At 66.4% G+C, this 14,400-nt stretch carries 15 protein-coding genes; 10 read left to right on the forward strand and 5 right to left on the reverse strand.

What is annotated here, in order from left to right:
- Positions 1-4 precede the first annotated feature (4 nt).
- Together LKE06_RS12740 and LKE06_RS12745 are read right to left on the reverse strand one after the other, a co-directional pair.
- On the reverse strand, positions 5-319 hold the full coding sequence (locus tag LKE06_RS12740; protein ID WP_227999427.1) for a type II toxin-antitoxin system PemK/MazF family toxin: 315 nt from the start codon (positions 317-319) through the stop codon (positions 5-7).
- Entirely contained in the window at positions 316-519 is a 204-nt protein-coding gene (locus LKE06_RS12745; protein WP_227998821.1) for a hypothetical protein, read from the reverse strand. Before LKE06_RS12745 ends, LKE06_RS12740 begins: the two co-directional genes overlap by 4 nt.
- Before the next feature lie 68 nt (positions 520-587).
- Here LKE06_RS12745 and glgP point away from each other — a divergent pair, with 68 nt between their 5' ends.
- Both glgP and LKE06_RS12755 read left to right on the forward strand, forming a co-directional pair.
- Positions 588-3,161 carry an alpha-glucan family phosphorylase gene (glgP, locus tag LKE06_RS12750; protein ID WP_227998822.1) on the forward strand — a complete coding sequence of 858 codons (2,574 nt, stop codon included), beginning with the start codon at positions 588-590 and terminating at the stop codon, positions 3,159-3,161.
- 91 nt (positions 3,162-3,252) lie between these two features.
- The gene (locus LKE06_RS12755; protein ID WP_305082798.1) at positions 3,253-4,614 is read left to right on the forward strand and encodes an NCS2 family permease; all 1,362 of its coding nucleotides are present in this window, start codon (positions 3,253-3,255) and stop codon (positions 4,612-4,614) included.
- Positions 4,615-4,640: 26 nt separating this feature from the next.
- Here LKE06_RS12755 and LKE06_RS12760 read toward each other — a convergent pair whose 3' ends face one another.
- The 3 genes from LKE06_RS12760 to LKE06_RS12770 form a co-directional block, all read right to left on the reverse strand.
- Positions 4,641-6,686, reverse strand: a complete 2,046-nt coding sequence (locus LKE06_RS12760) for an ATP-dependent DNA helicase (RefSeq protein ID WP_227998823.1) — start codon at positions 6,684-6,686, stop codon at positions 4,641-4,643.
- Between the two features lie 55 nt (positions 6,687-6,741).
- A complete protein-coding gene (locus LKE06_RS12765; protein ID WP_227998824.1) occupies positions 6,742-7,308 on the reverse strand; it encodes a nicotinamidase in 567 nt (188 codons plus the stop codon).
- A 76-nt stretch (positions 7,309-7,384) separates the two neighbouring features.
- The gene (locus LKE06_RS12770) at positions 7,385-8,698 is read right to left on the reverse strand and encodes a nicotinate phosphoribosyltransferase (protein WP_227998826.1); all 1,314 of its coding nucleotides are present in this window, start codon (positions 8,696-8,698) and stop codon (positions 7,385-7,387) included.
- A gap of 123 nt (positions 8,699-8,821) precedes the next feature.
- Here LKE06_RS12770 and clpS point away from each other — a divergent pair, with 123 nt between their 5' ends.
- The 8 genes from clpS to LKE06_RS12810 all read left to right on the forward strand — a co-directional run bounded on the left by clpS (position 8,822) and on the right by LKE06_RS12810 (position 14,378).
- A complete protein-coding gene (gene clpS / locus LKE06_RS12775) occupies positions 8,822-9,142 on the forward strand; it encodes an ATP-dependent Clp protease adapter ClpS (RefSeq protein WP_372477329.1) in 321 nt (106 codons plus the stop codon).
- Between the two features lie 23 nt (positions 9,143-9,165).
- Positions 9,166-9,735, forward strand: a complete 570-nt coding sequence (aosR, locus tag LKE06_RS12780) for an oxidative stress transcriptional regulator AosR (protein WP_227998827.1) — start codon at positions 9,166-9,168, stop codon at positions 9,733-9,735.
- A gap of 91 nt (positions 9,736-9,826) precedes the next feature.
- Complete coding sequence (locus LKE06_RS12785; RefSeq protein WP_227998828.1) at positions 9,827-10,897, forward strand: P1 family peptidase; 1,071 nt, start codon at positions 9,827-9,829, stop codon at positions 10,895-10,897.
- A 72-nt stretch (positions 10,898-10,969) separates the two neighbouring features.
- Positions 10,970-11,392, forward strand: coding sequence for a M67 family metallopeptidase (locus LKE06_RS12790; protein ID WP_308188354.1), 423 nt, complete (start codon positions 10,970-10,972; stop codon positions 11,390-11,392).
- 51 nt (positions 11,393-11,443) lie between these two features.
- Positions 11,444-11,716, forward strand: a complete 273-nt coding sequence (locus LKE06_RS12795) for a MoaD/ThiS family protein (protein WP_227998830.1) — start codon at positions 11,444-11,446, stop codon at positions 11,714-11,716.
- A 7-nt stretch (positions 11,717-11,723) separates the two neighbouring features.
- A complete protein-coding gene (locus tag LKE06_RS12800; protein ID WP_227998831.1) occupies positions 11,724-12,686 on the forward strand; it encodes a PLP-dependent cysteine synthase family protein in 963 nt (320 codons plus the stop codon).
- 94 nt (positions 12,687-12,780) lie between these two features.
- The gene (locus LKE06_RS12805; RefSeq protein ID WP_227998833.1) at positions 12,781-13,545 is read left to right on the forward strand and encodes a rhomboid family protein; all 765 of its coding nucleotides are present in this window, start codon (positions 12,781-12,783) and stop codon (positions 13,543-13,545) included.
- Between the two features lie 68 nt (positions 13,546-13,613).
- Entirely contained in the window at positions 13,614-14,378 is a 765-nt protein-coding gene (locus LKE06_RS12810; protein WP_227998834.1) for a cyclic nucleotide-degrading phosphodiesterase, read from the forward strand.
- Positions 14,379-14,400 lie beyond the last annotated feature (22 nt).

Consider the following 14,400-nt stretch of genomic DNA (forward strand, 5'->3'; position numbering starts at 1 on the left):
TGGTTCAGTCGAGCCCGAAGTATCGGGTGATCGCCGCGTCGAGTCGGGTCATGTCCGCATACGAGAGATGTCCCACCGGCTCGCCTTTGAGGTACTCCACGTCGATGGACCTGATCTGCTCGATAAGCAATCGTGTCGGTACACCCTCGATTTCGATGTCAACTCGTGACGGTGACGGTGCGGCCCCGGTGGAGGTCGGGACGATCGTCACGATGTTCCAGTCCGTGCGGGACAGGATGACACCGTAGCGGTGACCGCGCTGTTCGTGCCCGCGATCGGCATCACCGAGATCGACCCGGTGAACCAGGCCCCGGATCACCAAGAGTCCGGTTCATCAGCAAGGTTTTCGCCGCTGGTGACGATTCGATCGGCGGCGGCCTGCATTTCGTCGTGCCAGCGTTCACGCTCGAGGACTCGTAGGGCGCGACGCAGGACATCGGATGCGGTCTCGCCGGGCTCGGCAAGTTGCTGAACCAGGTTCCGGTCGGCGTCGGTGGCCCGGAAGGCGATCGTACTCATGACGCCAAGTTTAACAATTGTTAAACGCCCTTGATCGGGGTTGGAGATGGCCGTGTAAGTTCTACGTGGTGAAGGCACTTCGTCGATTCACCGTCCGTGCCCATCTGCCTGAGCGTTTGGCGGCGCTGGGTGAGTTGTCTACGAATCTGCGCTGGTCGTGGCATTGGCCGACGCAGGATTTGTTCGCGGCGCTGGATCCGGAGTTGTGGGCTGTGCTCGGCCATGATCCGGTCCGGATGCTGGGGGAGGTGCCCGCGGCGCGGTTGGACGCGTTCGCCGCGGATGCTGACTATGTCGCGCGGGTGGATGCCGCGGCGGCGGACCTGCGCGATTATGTGTCGCGGCCGGGCTGGTTCCAGCGGCAGACCGATGAGCTCGGGGTGCGCGGCATCGCGTATTTCTCGATGGAGTTCGGTGTCACCGAGGTGCTGCCGAACTATTCCGGTGGACTCGGCATCCTCGCGGGCGATCACCTCAAGTCCGCATCGGATCTGGGGCTGCCGCTGATCGGTGTCGGTCTGCTGTATCGGTCCGGGTATTTCCGGCAGTCGCTGTCCGCGGATGGCTGGCAGACCGAGCATTATCCGGCGCTCGATCCGCAGGGGCTGCCGCTGCGGCTGCTGACCGTCGACGGGGCGCCGGTACTCATCCATGTGGCCATGCCCGATCAGCGGGTGTTGCGCGCCCGGGTCTGGATCGCGCAGGTCGGGCGGGTGCCGCTGCTGTTGCTCGACTCCGATATCGCGGACAACGATCCGGAACTGCGCGCGGTCACCGACCGGCTCTACGGCGGCGATCAGGACCACCGGATCAAGCAGGAGATTCTGGCCGGCATCGGTGGGGTGCGTGCCGTGCGGGCCTATACCCACGCGTCCGGGTTGCCCGATCCGGACGTTTTCCACATGAACGAGGGGCACGCCGGGTTCCTCGGTGTCGAACGAATTCGCGAATTCATTTCGGCCGGACTGGATTTCGATACCGCACTGGCGGCGGTGCGGGCCGGGACGGTTTTCACCACGCACACGCCGGTGCCCGCGGGCATCGACCGGTTCCCGATGCCATTGGTGCGCAGGTACTTCGGCGGCGCGCACGGCGAATCAGAATCCGCGATGCTGCCCGGACTTTCGGTGGATCGCATCGTCGCGCTCGGCCGGGAGGCCGACCCGGCCGTGTTCAATATGGCGCATATGGGTCTGCGTTTGGCACAGCGAGCCAACGGCGTCTCCAAACTGCACGGTGAGGTCAGTCGCGAGATGTTCGCGCCGCTGTGGCCGGGTTTCGATGCGACCGAGGTGCCGATCGGTTCGGTCACGAACGGGGTGCACGCCCCGACCTGGGCCGCGCGCGAATGGTTCGACAAGGCTCGTGAGCATATCGGTCCCGAACTGGTCGAGGAGGCGCGCGGCTGGGAAAAGCTGCGCGATGTCGATCTCGGTGAGCTGTGGTCGACCCGAAACTCCTTGCGCGCCACCCTCGTTGCCGAGGTACGCCGCCGAGTGCGGGCGTCGTGGCTGGATCGTGGCGCGGCATCGGCCGAATTGGATTGGGTCGATCACGTTTTCGATCCGGACGTACTCACGGTGGGATTCGCCCGCCGGGTGCCGACCTACAAACGGCTGACCCTGATGCTGCGCGATCCGCAACGGCTGCGTTCGCTCCTGCTGGATCCACAGCGGCCCATGCAGTTGGTGGTGGCGGGTAAGAGTCATCCCGCCGATGACGGCGGCAAGGCGCTTATCCAGCAGGTCGTTCGCTTCGCCGATGATCAGGACGTGCGCCACCGCATCGTCTTCCTGCCCGACTACGACATGTCGATGGCCCGCTACCTGTATTGGGGTTGCGATGTGTGGCTGAACAATCCCCTGCGGCCCCTCGAAGCGTGCGGTACCTCGGGGATGAAGTCGGCCCTCAACGGTGGTCTCAACCTGTCCATCCGCGACGGCTGGTGGGACGAGATGTACGACGGGGAAAACGGCTGGGCCATCCCGACCGCCGACGGCGTCAGCGATGAACACCGTCGCGACGACCTCGAGGCCGCCGCCCTCTATGACCTGTTCGAACGATCCGTGCGCCCGCGCTTCTACGATCGCGGCGCGGACGGCATCCCGGTGCGCTGGGTCGAGATGGTGCGCCACACCCTACAGACGCTGGGCCCGAAGGTACTGGCGTCGCGTATGGTTCGCGATTACGCCGTCGAGTACTACACCCCGGCCGCGGCCGCGTACCAGCGGGTCAGCGCCGACGAATTCGCCGACGCCCGCGCAAGCGCCGAATATCGGCGCCGGGTAGAGGCCGCTTGGCCGTCGGTGAAGGTGATCCAGGTCGACAGTGCCGGTCTGCCCGACACCCCCGTGATCGGCGCCGAGCTGTCACTGTCGGCCCGCGTCGACCTGGGCGGCCTGACTCCCGGCGAGGTAGTCGTGCAGGCCGTCCTCGGCCGTGTCTCCACCGCCGACGACCTGTCCGACGTAACAGCCATCCCGATGACACACGTCGGAACCGATTCCGGCGCAGAACTTTTCACCGTAGACACCCCCGTCGCGATCTCCGGCGCAGTCGGCTACACCGTGCGTGTCCTGCCACACAACGACCTACTGGCCTCCGACACCGAACTCGGCTTGATCGCCGTACCGAGCGCCTGATAAGCGCGGCAAATAACGAGGTGGCCACCTGATGGACCGCCGAACCTTCGGCTAACCTGCCAGCGAATCGCTATTCGACTGGAGAGGGCATATGGCCGCCGACGTACTGACCCGTGCCCGAGGTCGCATCGACACCTACTTCGGAATCAGCTCGAATGGGTCGACGATGAAGCGGGAATTGATGGCGGGGACGATCACGTTCCTGGCGATGTCCTATGTGCTCGCGGTGAATCCGTCGGTGCTCGGCGATGCGGGGCCGCTCGGGGACAAGGGCATTCCCATGCAGGCGGTATTCACCGCGACGGCCGTGGCGGCGGTGTTCGGCACGCTGGTCATGGGGCTGTGGGCCAAGTATCCGATCGCGCTCGCGCCGGGTATGGGGCTCAACGCGTTCTTCGCCTATTCGGTGGTGCTCGGAATGGGGATCCCGTGGCAGGTGGCATTGTCGGGGACCTTCCTGTCGGGTGTGATTTTCTTCGTGCTCGCGATCACCAAGGTGCGCGAACGGATACTCGATGCGATTCCGATGCAGATGAAACTGGCCGTCGGCGCGGGTATCGGGATGTTCGTGGCGTTTCTCGGATTGAAAAATGCCGGCATCGTCGTCAATAGCGACGCCACCCTTGTCATGCTCGGTGATTTCACCAAGGGCACCACGTTGCTCGCGCTGTTCGGTCTCGTGGTGACCATCGTGTTCCTGGTGATCGGCTGGCACGGTGCGGTGCTGTACGGCATCGTGCTCACGGCACTGGTTGGCGTTATCAGCGGTTTGGTCGATCTGCCCGACAGCGTGGTGGAAATGCCGAAGGGGCTCGAGCACACCTTCGGCCAGGCGATCATTCATCTACCCGACGCGTTCACCGGGCAGATGGCGGTCGTCATTCTCACCATGCTTTTCGTCGATTTTTTCGACTGCTCCGGCACCTTGATCGGAGTGGCGAATCAGGCCGGACTGCTGGACAAGGACGGCAAGCTGCCGCGTGCGGCGAGCGCGCTGGCCGCGGACTCGGTTGGCACCATGGCCGGCGCGGTCATCGGCACCTCCACCACCACCGCCTATGTCGAATCCACGGCGGGCGTCTCCGCGGGTGGCCGAACCGGAATGACCGCGGTGACCACGGCCGGCTGGTTCTTGCTCGCCATGTTCTGCTACCCGATCTTCGCGGTGGTCGCGGGCTCCGCGTCGATTACCGCGCCCGCGTTGATCGTGGTCGGCGTGCTGATGTCGCGCGCGCTCGGGGCGATCGACTGGAACAGGCTGGAGTATTCGATCCCGGCCTTCATCACCGTCATCATGATGCCGCTGACGTACTCGATCGCGAATGGGCTCGCCATGGGGATGCTGTTCTATCCGATCGTCATGGTTGCCAAAGGGCGCGTCAAAGAGGTGCATCCGGCGATGTGGGCGCTGATGGTGATGTTCCTCGGGTACTTCTTCTTCCTCGCGGACTGAGTCCGGAAGCGAGCCGGCACGACCACTCAAGTGGGTGTTGTGACGAGCCGCTCCAGCGCCTTCGTCACCACCTCTGGGTCGGAGGTCTCCCAGTACGGCGGCAGTGAGGCACGTAGGTAACCCCCGTAGCGGGCGGTGGCCAGCCGGGAATCCAGGATCGCCACCACGCCGCGATCATCGACGCTGCGCAACAATCTGCCGGTGCCCTGGGCCAGCAGCAGCGCCGCGTGGTTGGCCGCGACGGTCATGAAGCCATTGCCGCCGCGTGATTCGACCGCCCGCTGCCGCGCGGTCAGCAGCGGATCGTCGGGGCGGGGGAAGGGAATGCGATCGAGGATCACCAGGCTCAGCGACGGACCGGGCACGTCGACGCCTTGCCACAGCGACAGCGTGCCGAACAGCGAGGTCTCCGGATCGTCGGCGAACTTTCGCACCAGAGCACCGGTCGAGTCGTCCCCCTGGCACAGCACCGGTGTGTCGAGACGGTCGCGTAGCGCCTCGGTGGCGGCCTTGGCGGCGCGCATCGAGGAGAACAGTCCGAGTGTGCGACCACCAGCGGCCCGGATCAGTCGCTCGATTTCATCGAGATACGAACCGGCGAGCCCGTCGCGGCCGGGCGCGGGCAGGTGTTTGGCGACATAGAGGATGCCGGACTTGGCGTGGTCGAACGGCGATCCGACATCCAATGAGCTCCAGCGCACGGTCTCGTTGTCCGACGGTGCCTCGGCGCCGTTCGCGGTCGCGGTGTCGGTGCGTCCCGCCGACTGCGCGGGCAGTCCCCAGGTGATCGCGAGTCCGTCGAAGGAACCCCCGATCTGTAGCGTCGCGGAGGTCAGCACGACGGTGGCGGTGCCGAAAAGCCTGCTGCGCAACAATCCGCCGACCGATAGCGGCGCCATGCGCAGTGTGCGCCGGACGGTGCCGCGCATCTCGTCGGCCGCGAGCCAGATGACATCGCGTCGCGCCGCCGGATCCGGTTCGTCGAACGCGGTCAGGGCGCGTACCGCGCTGTCGTGCACCTCATCGATCGCGGCGAGCGCCTGAGTGCGCGCGACGGCGGACTCAGGGTCGCCCTGGGCTGTCGTGCCGCCCTGTGGCGCCAACGCGGTGCGGGCATTCCATGCGGCGTCGCGGACCAGGGCGAGGACCGGGGCGACACCATCGGGCAGGGCGTCCCAGCGTGCGCCGGGCAGGTCGTCGAGCACGTTGTGCCAGGCTTCGGACGCGCCCTCCAGGCGGTCGACTTCTTTTTCATCGATGAGTTTCGCGCAGCGCCGTGCGGCGGCGCTGATCGCCGAAGGGGCCAGTTCGGCGGTGGCCACACCGGTGACCCGGTCGACCAGTTCGTGTGCCTCGTCGATGACGACCACATCGTGTTCGGGCAACACCTGAATGCCGCTGATCGCGTCGATCGCCAGTAGCGCGTGGTTGGTCACCACCACATCCGCCTGTGCCGATTCGGCCCTGGCTCGTTCGGCGAAACAATCCTGGCCGAAGGGGCAGCGCGACTTGCCGAGGCATTCCCGCGACGACACGCTGACCTGACGCCAGGCCCGATCGGTGACGCCGGGTGCGAGCTCATCGCGATCCCCGGTCTCGGTGTCGGAGGCCCACTCGTTGAGTCGCTGCACCTCCCTGCCGAGCCGGGAGACGGCGAACGCGTCGAACAGTTCCGCCTCGGCGGGCTCGTCCGGGATCACGCTATTGATCTTGTTCAGGCACAGATAGTTGTTGCGGCCCTTGAGAATCGCGAACTTCGCCGCCCGCCCCAATGGCTTGCTCAGCGCGTCGGCCAGCCGTGGCAGATCCCGATCCACCAATTGTCGCTGCAACGCGATCGTCGCGGTCGACACCACCACGGTCCGCCCCGTCCGCACCGCGTGCCGCAAACTCGGCACCAAGTACGCCAGGGACTTACCGGTTCCCGTCCCGGCCTGCACCGCCAGATGCTCATTGGTATCGATCGCGTGGTCGACGGCCGCCGCCATGGTCACCTGCCCGCCCCGCTCCTTGCCGCCGAGCGCCTGCACGGCAGTGGCCAAAAGATCGGAAGTCGGTGGGAGTTCGGGCACCCGCAGAGCCTACTTGTCGGCACCGACAACACCACACGGTCGTCGGCTTCCGCGACTACCCCGCGACAACGCCCTCGAGTTCGACGCCGGCCGCGCGCAGGCGCTCCAGCGCGGTTGCGGTGGTCGCGGGGGAGACACCGGCGGTGAGTCCGAGCAGGACACGGGTGTCGAAACCCTCGGACTCGGCGTCGAGCGCGGTGGCTCGGACACAGTGATCGGTGGCGATGCCGACGACGTCCACCGCATCGATGTCGCGGGAGCGCAGCCACTCGGCGAGGGGGGTGCCGTCGGAGGCGGCACCTTCGAAACCTGAATAGGCAGCGGCGTATTCACCTTTGGAGAAGGTCTCCTGGATCGGTGTCAGCTCCAGGTTCGGGTGGAATTCGGCGCCGGGGGTGCCGACGCGGCAGTGCGGCGGCCAGGTGTCGAGGAAATCCGGGTTTTCGGAGAAGTGTGCCCCCGGATCGATGTGGTAGTCGCGGGTGGCGACGATCGCGGCGTAGTCGCTGGCGGCCAGGTGGTCGCTGATGCGGGTGGCGACCGCGGCGCCGCCGCTGACGGCGAGCGATCCGCCCTCACAGAAATCGTTCTGTACGTCGACGATGATCAACGCGCGGTTCATGTCGAGCTCCTGTGGGCGAGGATGCGAAGCGGACTGTTCACCGATTACATTCTGCCGCCGATCAGCCTGCCGCCGATCAGCCGAGGAATGTCGTCGGGATTGCTGGGTCGCCACCGGAGAGCTTCAGCCCCTCCCATGGCAGGCTGACCAGTCCGAGCGAGACCAGTGTGCGACTTTCGGCGAGCGTCGGCAACCCGTCGACGACCTTGCCGTCGCGCACCAGTGGGGCCAATAACTCGCGAACCTCGAATCCGTTTGCGACGGGCACGGTTTCAGTGGACGGGTAGACGATCTCCTCGACAATCGTGCCGGTGGACCTGGCCAACCGGACCGCCTTCTTGGTGCCGCCGCGCGATTGTTTATGGCTGCTGCGTTTGGCCACCGGCACGCCGTCGACCTCGACCAGCTTGTACACCATGCCCGCGGTGGGTGCGCCGGATCCGGTCACCAGCGAGGTGCCGACGCCGTAGACGTCGACCGGTTCGGCGCGCAGCGCGGCAATGGCGTATTCGTCGAGATCGCCGGACACCACGATGCGGGTCTCGGTAGCGCCGAGTCCGTCGAGTTGGTCGCGCACCTGTCTGGCCAGCACACCGAGATCACCGGAATCGATGCGCACACCGCCCAGTTCGGGTCCGGCCACCTCGATGGCCGTCGCGACACCCCGGGTGATGTCGAAGGTGTCGACCAGCAGTGTCGTGCCGACTCCGAGCGCGGCGATCTGGCCGCGGAACGCCGCCGCTTCGTGCGCGCCGTCGGCGGCGCTGTGCAGCAGCGTGAACGCGTGCGCGCTGGTGCCCGCGCCGGGGACGCCGTAGCTACGCACGGCCTCCAGATTCGAGGTGGCATCGAAACCGGCCAGGTAGGCGGCGCGGGAGCTGGCCGGCGCGGCGAGTTCGTGGGTGCGTCGCGAGCCCATTTCGATCATCCGGCGCCCTGCGGCGGCGCTCACCATCCGGGCCGCGGCGGAAGCGATCGCGCTGTCGTGATTGAGGATCGATAGCGCCAGCGTCTCCAGCATGACGCACTCGGCGAAGCTGCCGCGCACCGAGAGGATCGGAGAGCCGGGGAAATACAACTCACCTTCGGGGTAGCCGTCGATGTCGCCGCTGAACCGATACTCGCGCAGCCAATCGACGGTCTTCGCGTCCAGGAATCCGGCGGCGATCCGCAGTTCGGGCTCGCCGAAACGGAAGTTCGACAGTGCCTCGAGCAGTCGGCCGGTGCCTGCGACCACGCCGTAGCGGCGGCCGTGTGGTAACCGCCGGGCGAATGCCTCGAAGGTGCACTGCCGATGCGCTGAACCGTCGGCGAGCGCCGCCGCGAGCATGGTCAGTTCGTACTGGTCGGTCAGCAGAGCGGTGCTGCTGACGCCGTCGCGGATGTCCACGTTTGTCACTCTAGACACGAGCGCCGGGCATGATAGCCACGCGTTCGTGGGATGGCCTGGGGAATGGCGAAATTCCGGTGCGCGGGTGTTGTGTATTCGAGGGCGAGTCGTACCCTGAGAGTCATGGGCTTGTGCGAGATGAACGCGACACAGTCGGCGGCACAGGCGACTCCGGAGGCGGTCGAGTACACCGAAGTCCTGGAGGCCGAGGACCGTCCGTGGGTCACGGTGGTCTGGGACGACCCGGTAAACCTGATGCACTACGTCGCCTACATTTTCCAGAAGCTTTTCGGCTACAGCAAGGCAAAGGCGAACGAGTTGATGCTCAAGGTGCACAACGAGGGTAAGGCTGTGGTGTCCTCGGGTTCGCGGGACAAGATGGAGCAGGACGTGCGCAGGCTGCACGCGGCGGGGCTCTGGGCAACCATGCAACGGGACGACTGACCGGTTCGACTACGCTGACGTCAGTGCGAAAGTGGAGCCGAAAGAACTCGCTGAGCGGCCTCAAATTGCGATCCGAGATGGACGCGCGTGAGGCGAGCGTGTTGCGTTCGCTGGTCGGCTCGGTCTCGGGCCTGCTGACCGAACGGGCTAATTCCGCCCCTGAGGACGATCTTGCGGCGCTGACCGGATTGCGCACCGGCAACACCACACCGCCCGACGACCCTCGGTTGCATAGGTTGCTGCCGGACTTTCACCGCAGCGAACCGGGATCCCCGGACGCCGACCGCGCCAACCTCAACAGCGCGCTACGTGGCCTGCACGAGCCGGAGATCATCGACGCGAAGGTGGCCGCCGGTTCGGTGGTGCTCGAGACGGTGCCCGTCGACGGTGGCCGAATCCTGTTGACCCCGGAACAGGCGGACGCGTGGCTGACCGCGCTCACCGACGTACGGCTAGCACTCGGCACGGTCCTCGGTATCGACGCCGAGACACCGGATGAGCTGGAACCGGGCGATCCGCGCGGCCCGCATCTGGATGTGTACCACTGGCTGACCTGGATGCAGGATTCTCTGTTGCAGGCGTTGGCGCCCTGAGCGACATCCGCTGCTGCCGGCGGTCGTGTTCGCACTGAGCCGCACTCGGCAAATACGGCCGGCGCCGTACCCGGCAGACTGGAGTAAGTGTATGAATGCCCGAGCCGGACAACGTAATTCGCTCACCGACGTGCCCGGGCTATTGGTTGGGCACCATCATGTGCTCGATCCGGACGCCGTGCTCGGCGCGGGCGGTGCGACGGGATGCACCGTCGTGCGCGCGCCCGGCGGCGCGATCGCCGCGGTGGATGTGCGCGGTGGCGGGCCCGGTACCAGGGAAACCGATGTGCTCGATCCGGCGAACACGGTGCGTCAGGTGCATTCGATCCTGCTCACCGGCGGCAGCGCGTACGGACTCGCGGCGGCCGAGGGCGTGATGCGCTGGCTGGAGGAGCAGGGCGAGGGCGTCCCGATGGATCCGGCCGACGCGAGCCGGGTGGTTCCGATCGTGCCCGGCGCGGTGATCTTCGATCTTCCGGTGGGGGACTGGGACATTCGACCCACCGCCGAGTTCGGATACCGGGCTGCCGCCGATGCTTCGGTCGAGTTCGCGCGCGGCTGCGTGGGGGCCGGAGTCGGTGCGCGCGCCGGTTCTATCAAGGGTGGCGTCGGCAGCGCGAGCATTGTGCTCGGTCCGGGGCCGGCGGAGGGCGTCACGGTGGCCGCGCTGATCGTCGCCAATCCGGTTGGGTCGGTATTCGATCCGCGCACGGGGTTGCCGTGGGGGACCGGCACCGATGGCCCGGCGTATTTCGGCTTGGCCCAGCCGAGTCCGGAGCAGCTGGCCGGCGCGAACGCGCTTCCGGTGAAGGGGTCGGTCCTCAATACGACGATCGGCGTGGTCGCCACCGACGCACCGCTCGACCCGTCGGGCTGCCGCCGCATGGCGATGACCGCGCACGACGGCCTCGCCCGCGCGATCCGTCCCGCCCATTCCCCGCTGGATGGGGACACACTGTTCGCGCTGGCCACCGGCACGTCCTCGGCCGCTGGGAACATTCCGATGCCACCGGCGTTCCCGCAGGACCTGCTACTGCTCGACCAGGTGTGCACCGCCGCCGCGGTCTGTGTGGAACGCGCGATCGTCGACGCGATTCTCACCGCGCGGACCGTCGCCGGCATTCCCGCCTATTCGGACCTGTTCGCAGCGCCGGGGGAATAGCCGAATACCCTGGCTCGTTGTCGAGGGCGGTAGGTCGGCACAGCGGTGCCGAATTGCGGAAGGGTTTGACTCGTGCTGGTGATCAGGACCGAACTTGTCGAGGCGATGGTGGCGCATGCTCGCGCCGATCACCCCGACGAGGCGTGTGGCGTGATCGCCGGACCGGAGGGGTCCGATCGTCCGGAGCGCTATGTGGCCATGGTCAATGCTGAGCGCTCGCCCACCTTCTACCGGTTCGATTCCGGTGAGCAGCTGAAGGTGTGGCGGGAAATGGATGATGCCGATGAGGAGCCGGTGGTCATCTATCACTCGCATACCGCGACCGAGGCGTACCCCAGCCGTACCGACGTGTCCTACGCCTCCGAGCCGCACGCGCATTACGTGCTGATCTCCACCCGCGATCCTGAGCAGCACGAGCTGCGCAGTTATCGGATCGTCGACGGCGAGGTCACCGAGGAGCCCGTGCGAATCGTCGACGGGTACCAGCCCGTTTAGCGGTGTCCGCCCGAGAACAGCCCCCACGTTTGTCGAAATCGAGGAGTCCCCATGTCGGTAACCGTATCCATCCCGACGATCATGCGTGGCCTGACCGGCGGCGAGAAGCGCGTCGCGGGCAGCGGCGCCACGCTGTCCGCACTGATCGATGATCTCGAGGTCAACCATCCCGGCCTGGCCGAGCGGCTGCTCAAAGATGGCAAGCTGAACCGCTACGTCAATATCTACGTCGACGACGAGGATGTGCGTTTCTCCGGTGGCCTCGCGGCCGAGGTGCCCGAGGGGGCGACCGTGACCATCCTGCCCGCCGTCGCTGGCGGTTGAGCTACCCGTGGCACGTTATGAATCGCTGATCGCGACACTGGGCAACACCCCGCTGGTCGGGCTGCGCAACCTGTCGCCGCGATGGGATGGCGAAAATCCGGTGCGGCTGTGGGCCAAGCTGGAGGACCGCAACCCGACCGGGTCCATCAAGGACCGGCCCGCGCTGCGCATGATCGAACAGGCCGAGGCCGACGGCCTGCTGACGCCCGGTTGCACGATTCTGGAACCCACCAGCGGCAATACCGGAATCTCGCTGGCGATGGCGGCCAAGCTCAAGGGGTACCGGCTGGTGTGCGTGATGCCGGAGAACACCTCGGTGGAGCGTCGGCAGCTGCTGACCATGTTCGGTGCCGAGATCATCGATTCGCCGGCCGCGGGTGGTTCGAATCAGGCCGTGGCCAAGGCCAAGCAGATCGCGGCGGAGCATCCGGACTGGGTGATGCTCTACCAGTACGGCAATCCCGCGAACGCGCTGGCACATTACGAGACGACCGGTCCGGAGATCTTCGCCGACCTGCCCGAGATCACCCACTTCGTCGCTGGGCTCGGCACCACCGGAACGCTGATGGGGACCGGCCGCTACCTGCGCGAGAAAGTGCCCGGCATCGAGATCGTCGCCGCCGAACCGCGCTACGGCGAACTCGTCTATGGATTGCGCAATATCGACGAGGGCTTCATCCCGGAGCTTTACGACGAGTCGGTGTTGACGACCAGGTTCTCGGTCGGACCGTACGACGCGGTCAAGCGCACGCGCGAATTGGTCTTGGAGGAAGGCATTTTCGCCGGTATCTCGACCGGTGCGATCCTGCACGCGGCACTCGGTGTGGCGCGTAAGGCGCTGAAGGCGGGTGACAGGGCCGATATCGCGTTCGTGGTCGCCGATGGTGGCTGGAAATACCTGTCCACCGGTGCCTACGACGGCACTCTCGAAGAGGCGGAAGAACGGCTCGACGGCCAACTCTGGGCCTGAGGACTGCTCGACCCCCGGTACCCTCGAACAGACAGGGGCGTGCGCGCAACCGAAGGAACACCCGTGCGATGCCCTGCTCGACGAGGAGGTTGCGATGACCGGTGGTGCGGGAATCGGGTCGCCGTTCGACCCGGATCGGATCGCCGCGCTACGAGCGCAGCTGGGAAACCCGGTCGGGACGACACCACCGAGCGTACCGCCCGGACCGACACCGCCCGGCGCGCCGAGCCCGGCCAAGAGGTCCGACAACCTCGGCGCCGTCAAGCAACTCTGGATGCGCGCCGGGATTCTGATCGCCGGGTTCGTCGCGCTGCTCTATGGCATCGAAGGCGTCGACACCGTCAGCGATCACGACCTCGATCGAGCAGGCATCGAGCCGCGCCAGGCCGACGGGCTGTGGGGAATCCTGTGGGCGCCGGTACTGCACGCGAACTGGGAACACCTGATCGGCAATACCGTCCCGGTGCTGGTGCTGGGGTTCATGGCACTGCTGGCAGGCATCGGGCGCGGGCTGGCCGCCACCGCGATCATCTGGGTTGTCGCCGGCCTCGGTACCTGGCTCACCGGAGCCTCCGGCTCGGTGCATCTCGGTGCGTCCTCACTGGTATTCGGCTGGCTGACGTTCCTGATCTCGCGCGGATGGTTCGCCCGCAATATCACCCAGATCGTCATCGGGCTGGTGGTTTTGGCCGTGTACGGGTCGTTGCTGTGGGGTGTATTGCCCGGCCAAGCTGGAATCTCTTGGCAGGGACACCTTTTCGGGGCGGTGGGTGGAGTGCTCGCGGGCTGGGTACTCTCTGGTGATGAACGACGGAACCGCCGCGAGAATCGCGCCGGAATCAGTGCGTCACCACGGTAATCGTGCGGCCAGTCGAGAGATGGGGGGATCCTTTCTTGAGCGAGAAATCTTCGTGGCAGCATGAGGGAATGCGCCTTACCGTCCTCGGGTGCTCGGGCAGTGTGTCCGGCCCGGACTCCCCAGCGTCGGGATACCTGTTGACCGGACCGGATATGACGCCGGTGGTCATCGATTTCGGACCGGGCGTGCTCGGCGCATTGCAGCACCACGCCGACCCCGGTGAGGTCGATATCTTCCTGACCCACCTGCACGCCGATCACTGCCTCGATCTGCCCGGACTGCTGGTGTGGCGGCGCTACCATCCGTCGCCACCTGTCGGTCGGGCGATCGTGCGCGGTCCCTCCGACAGCGCGCAACGCATCGGCAATGCCTCCGCCGAGGTCGGTGGCGAATGTGACGATTGGTCGGACGTAATCGATCACCGTGTGTGGGGTGAGGGCGAGCAGATCGAATTCGGTCCGGGGCATACGGTGGCGGCGCGGCGGATGTTCCACCCGCCGGAGTCCTATGGGCTGCGCATCGTCACCGCCGCGGGACGGACCTTCGTCTACACCGGCGACACGGCGATGTGCGATGCCGTGCAGGAACTGGCGGACGGTGCTGACATTCTCATGGCCGAGGCGTCCTGGACCCACGATCCGGCGAATCGTCCTCCCGGGATTCATCTTTCGGGCACGGAGGCGGGCACCATCGCGGCCCGGGCCGGGGTGAAGGAACTGCTGCTCACCCACATTCCGCCGTGGACCTCGCGCGAGGATGTCATCGCCGAGGCGAAGGCACAGTTCTCCGGCCCGGTACATGCCGTAGCACCGGGTGAAACCTTCGACATCTGACCGGTCCACTAGGCTGTGCCCC

It is taken from the genome of Nocardia australiensis (assembly GCF_020733705.1).
Lineage (GTDB): Bacteria > Actinomycetota > Actinomycetes > Mycobacteriales > Mycobacteriaceae > Nocardia > Nocardia australiensis.

What these genes read in the sequence shown, in the direction of transcription:
- LKE06_RS12745 (WP_227998821.1), bottom strand. Translation starts at nt 519, where the DNA reads ATGAGTACGATCGCCTTCCGGGCCACCGACGCCGACCGGAACCTGGTT.
- LKE06_RS12755 (WP_305082798.1), top strand. Translation starts at nt 3,253, where the DNA reads ATGGCCGCCGACGTACTGACCCGTGCCCGAGGTCGCATCGACACCTAC.
- LKE06_RS12765 (WP_227998824.1), bottom strand. Translation starts at nt 7,308, where the DNA reads ATGAACCGCGCGTTGATCATCGTCGACGTACAGAACGATTTCTGTGAG.
- clpS (WP_372477329.1), top strand. Translation starts at nt 8,822, where the DNA reads ATGGGCTTGTGCGAGATGAACGCGACACAGTCGGCGGCACAGGCGACT.
- LKE06_RS12785 (WP_227998828.1), top strand. Translation starts at nt 9,827, where the DNA reads ATGAATGCCCGAGCCGGACAACGTAATTCGCTCACCGACGTGCCCGGG.
- LKE06_RS12795 (WP_227998830.1), top strand. Translation starts at nt 11,444, where the DNA reads ATGTCGGTAACCGTATCCATCCCGACGATCATGCGTGGCCTGACCGGC.
- LKE06_RS12805 (WP_227998833.1), top strand. Translation starts at nt 12,781, where the DNA reads ATGACCGGTGGTGCGGGAATCGGGTCGCCGTTCGACCCGGATCGGATC.
- LKE06_RS12810 (WP_227998834.1), top strand. Translation starts at nt 13,614, where the DNA reads ATGCGCCTTACCGTCCTCGGGTGCTCGGGCAGTGTGTCCGGCCCGGAC.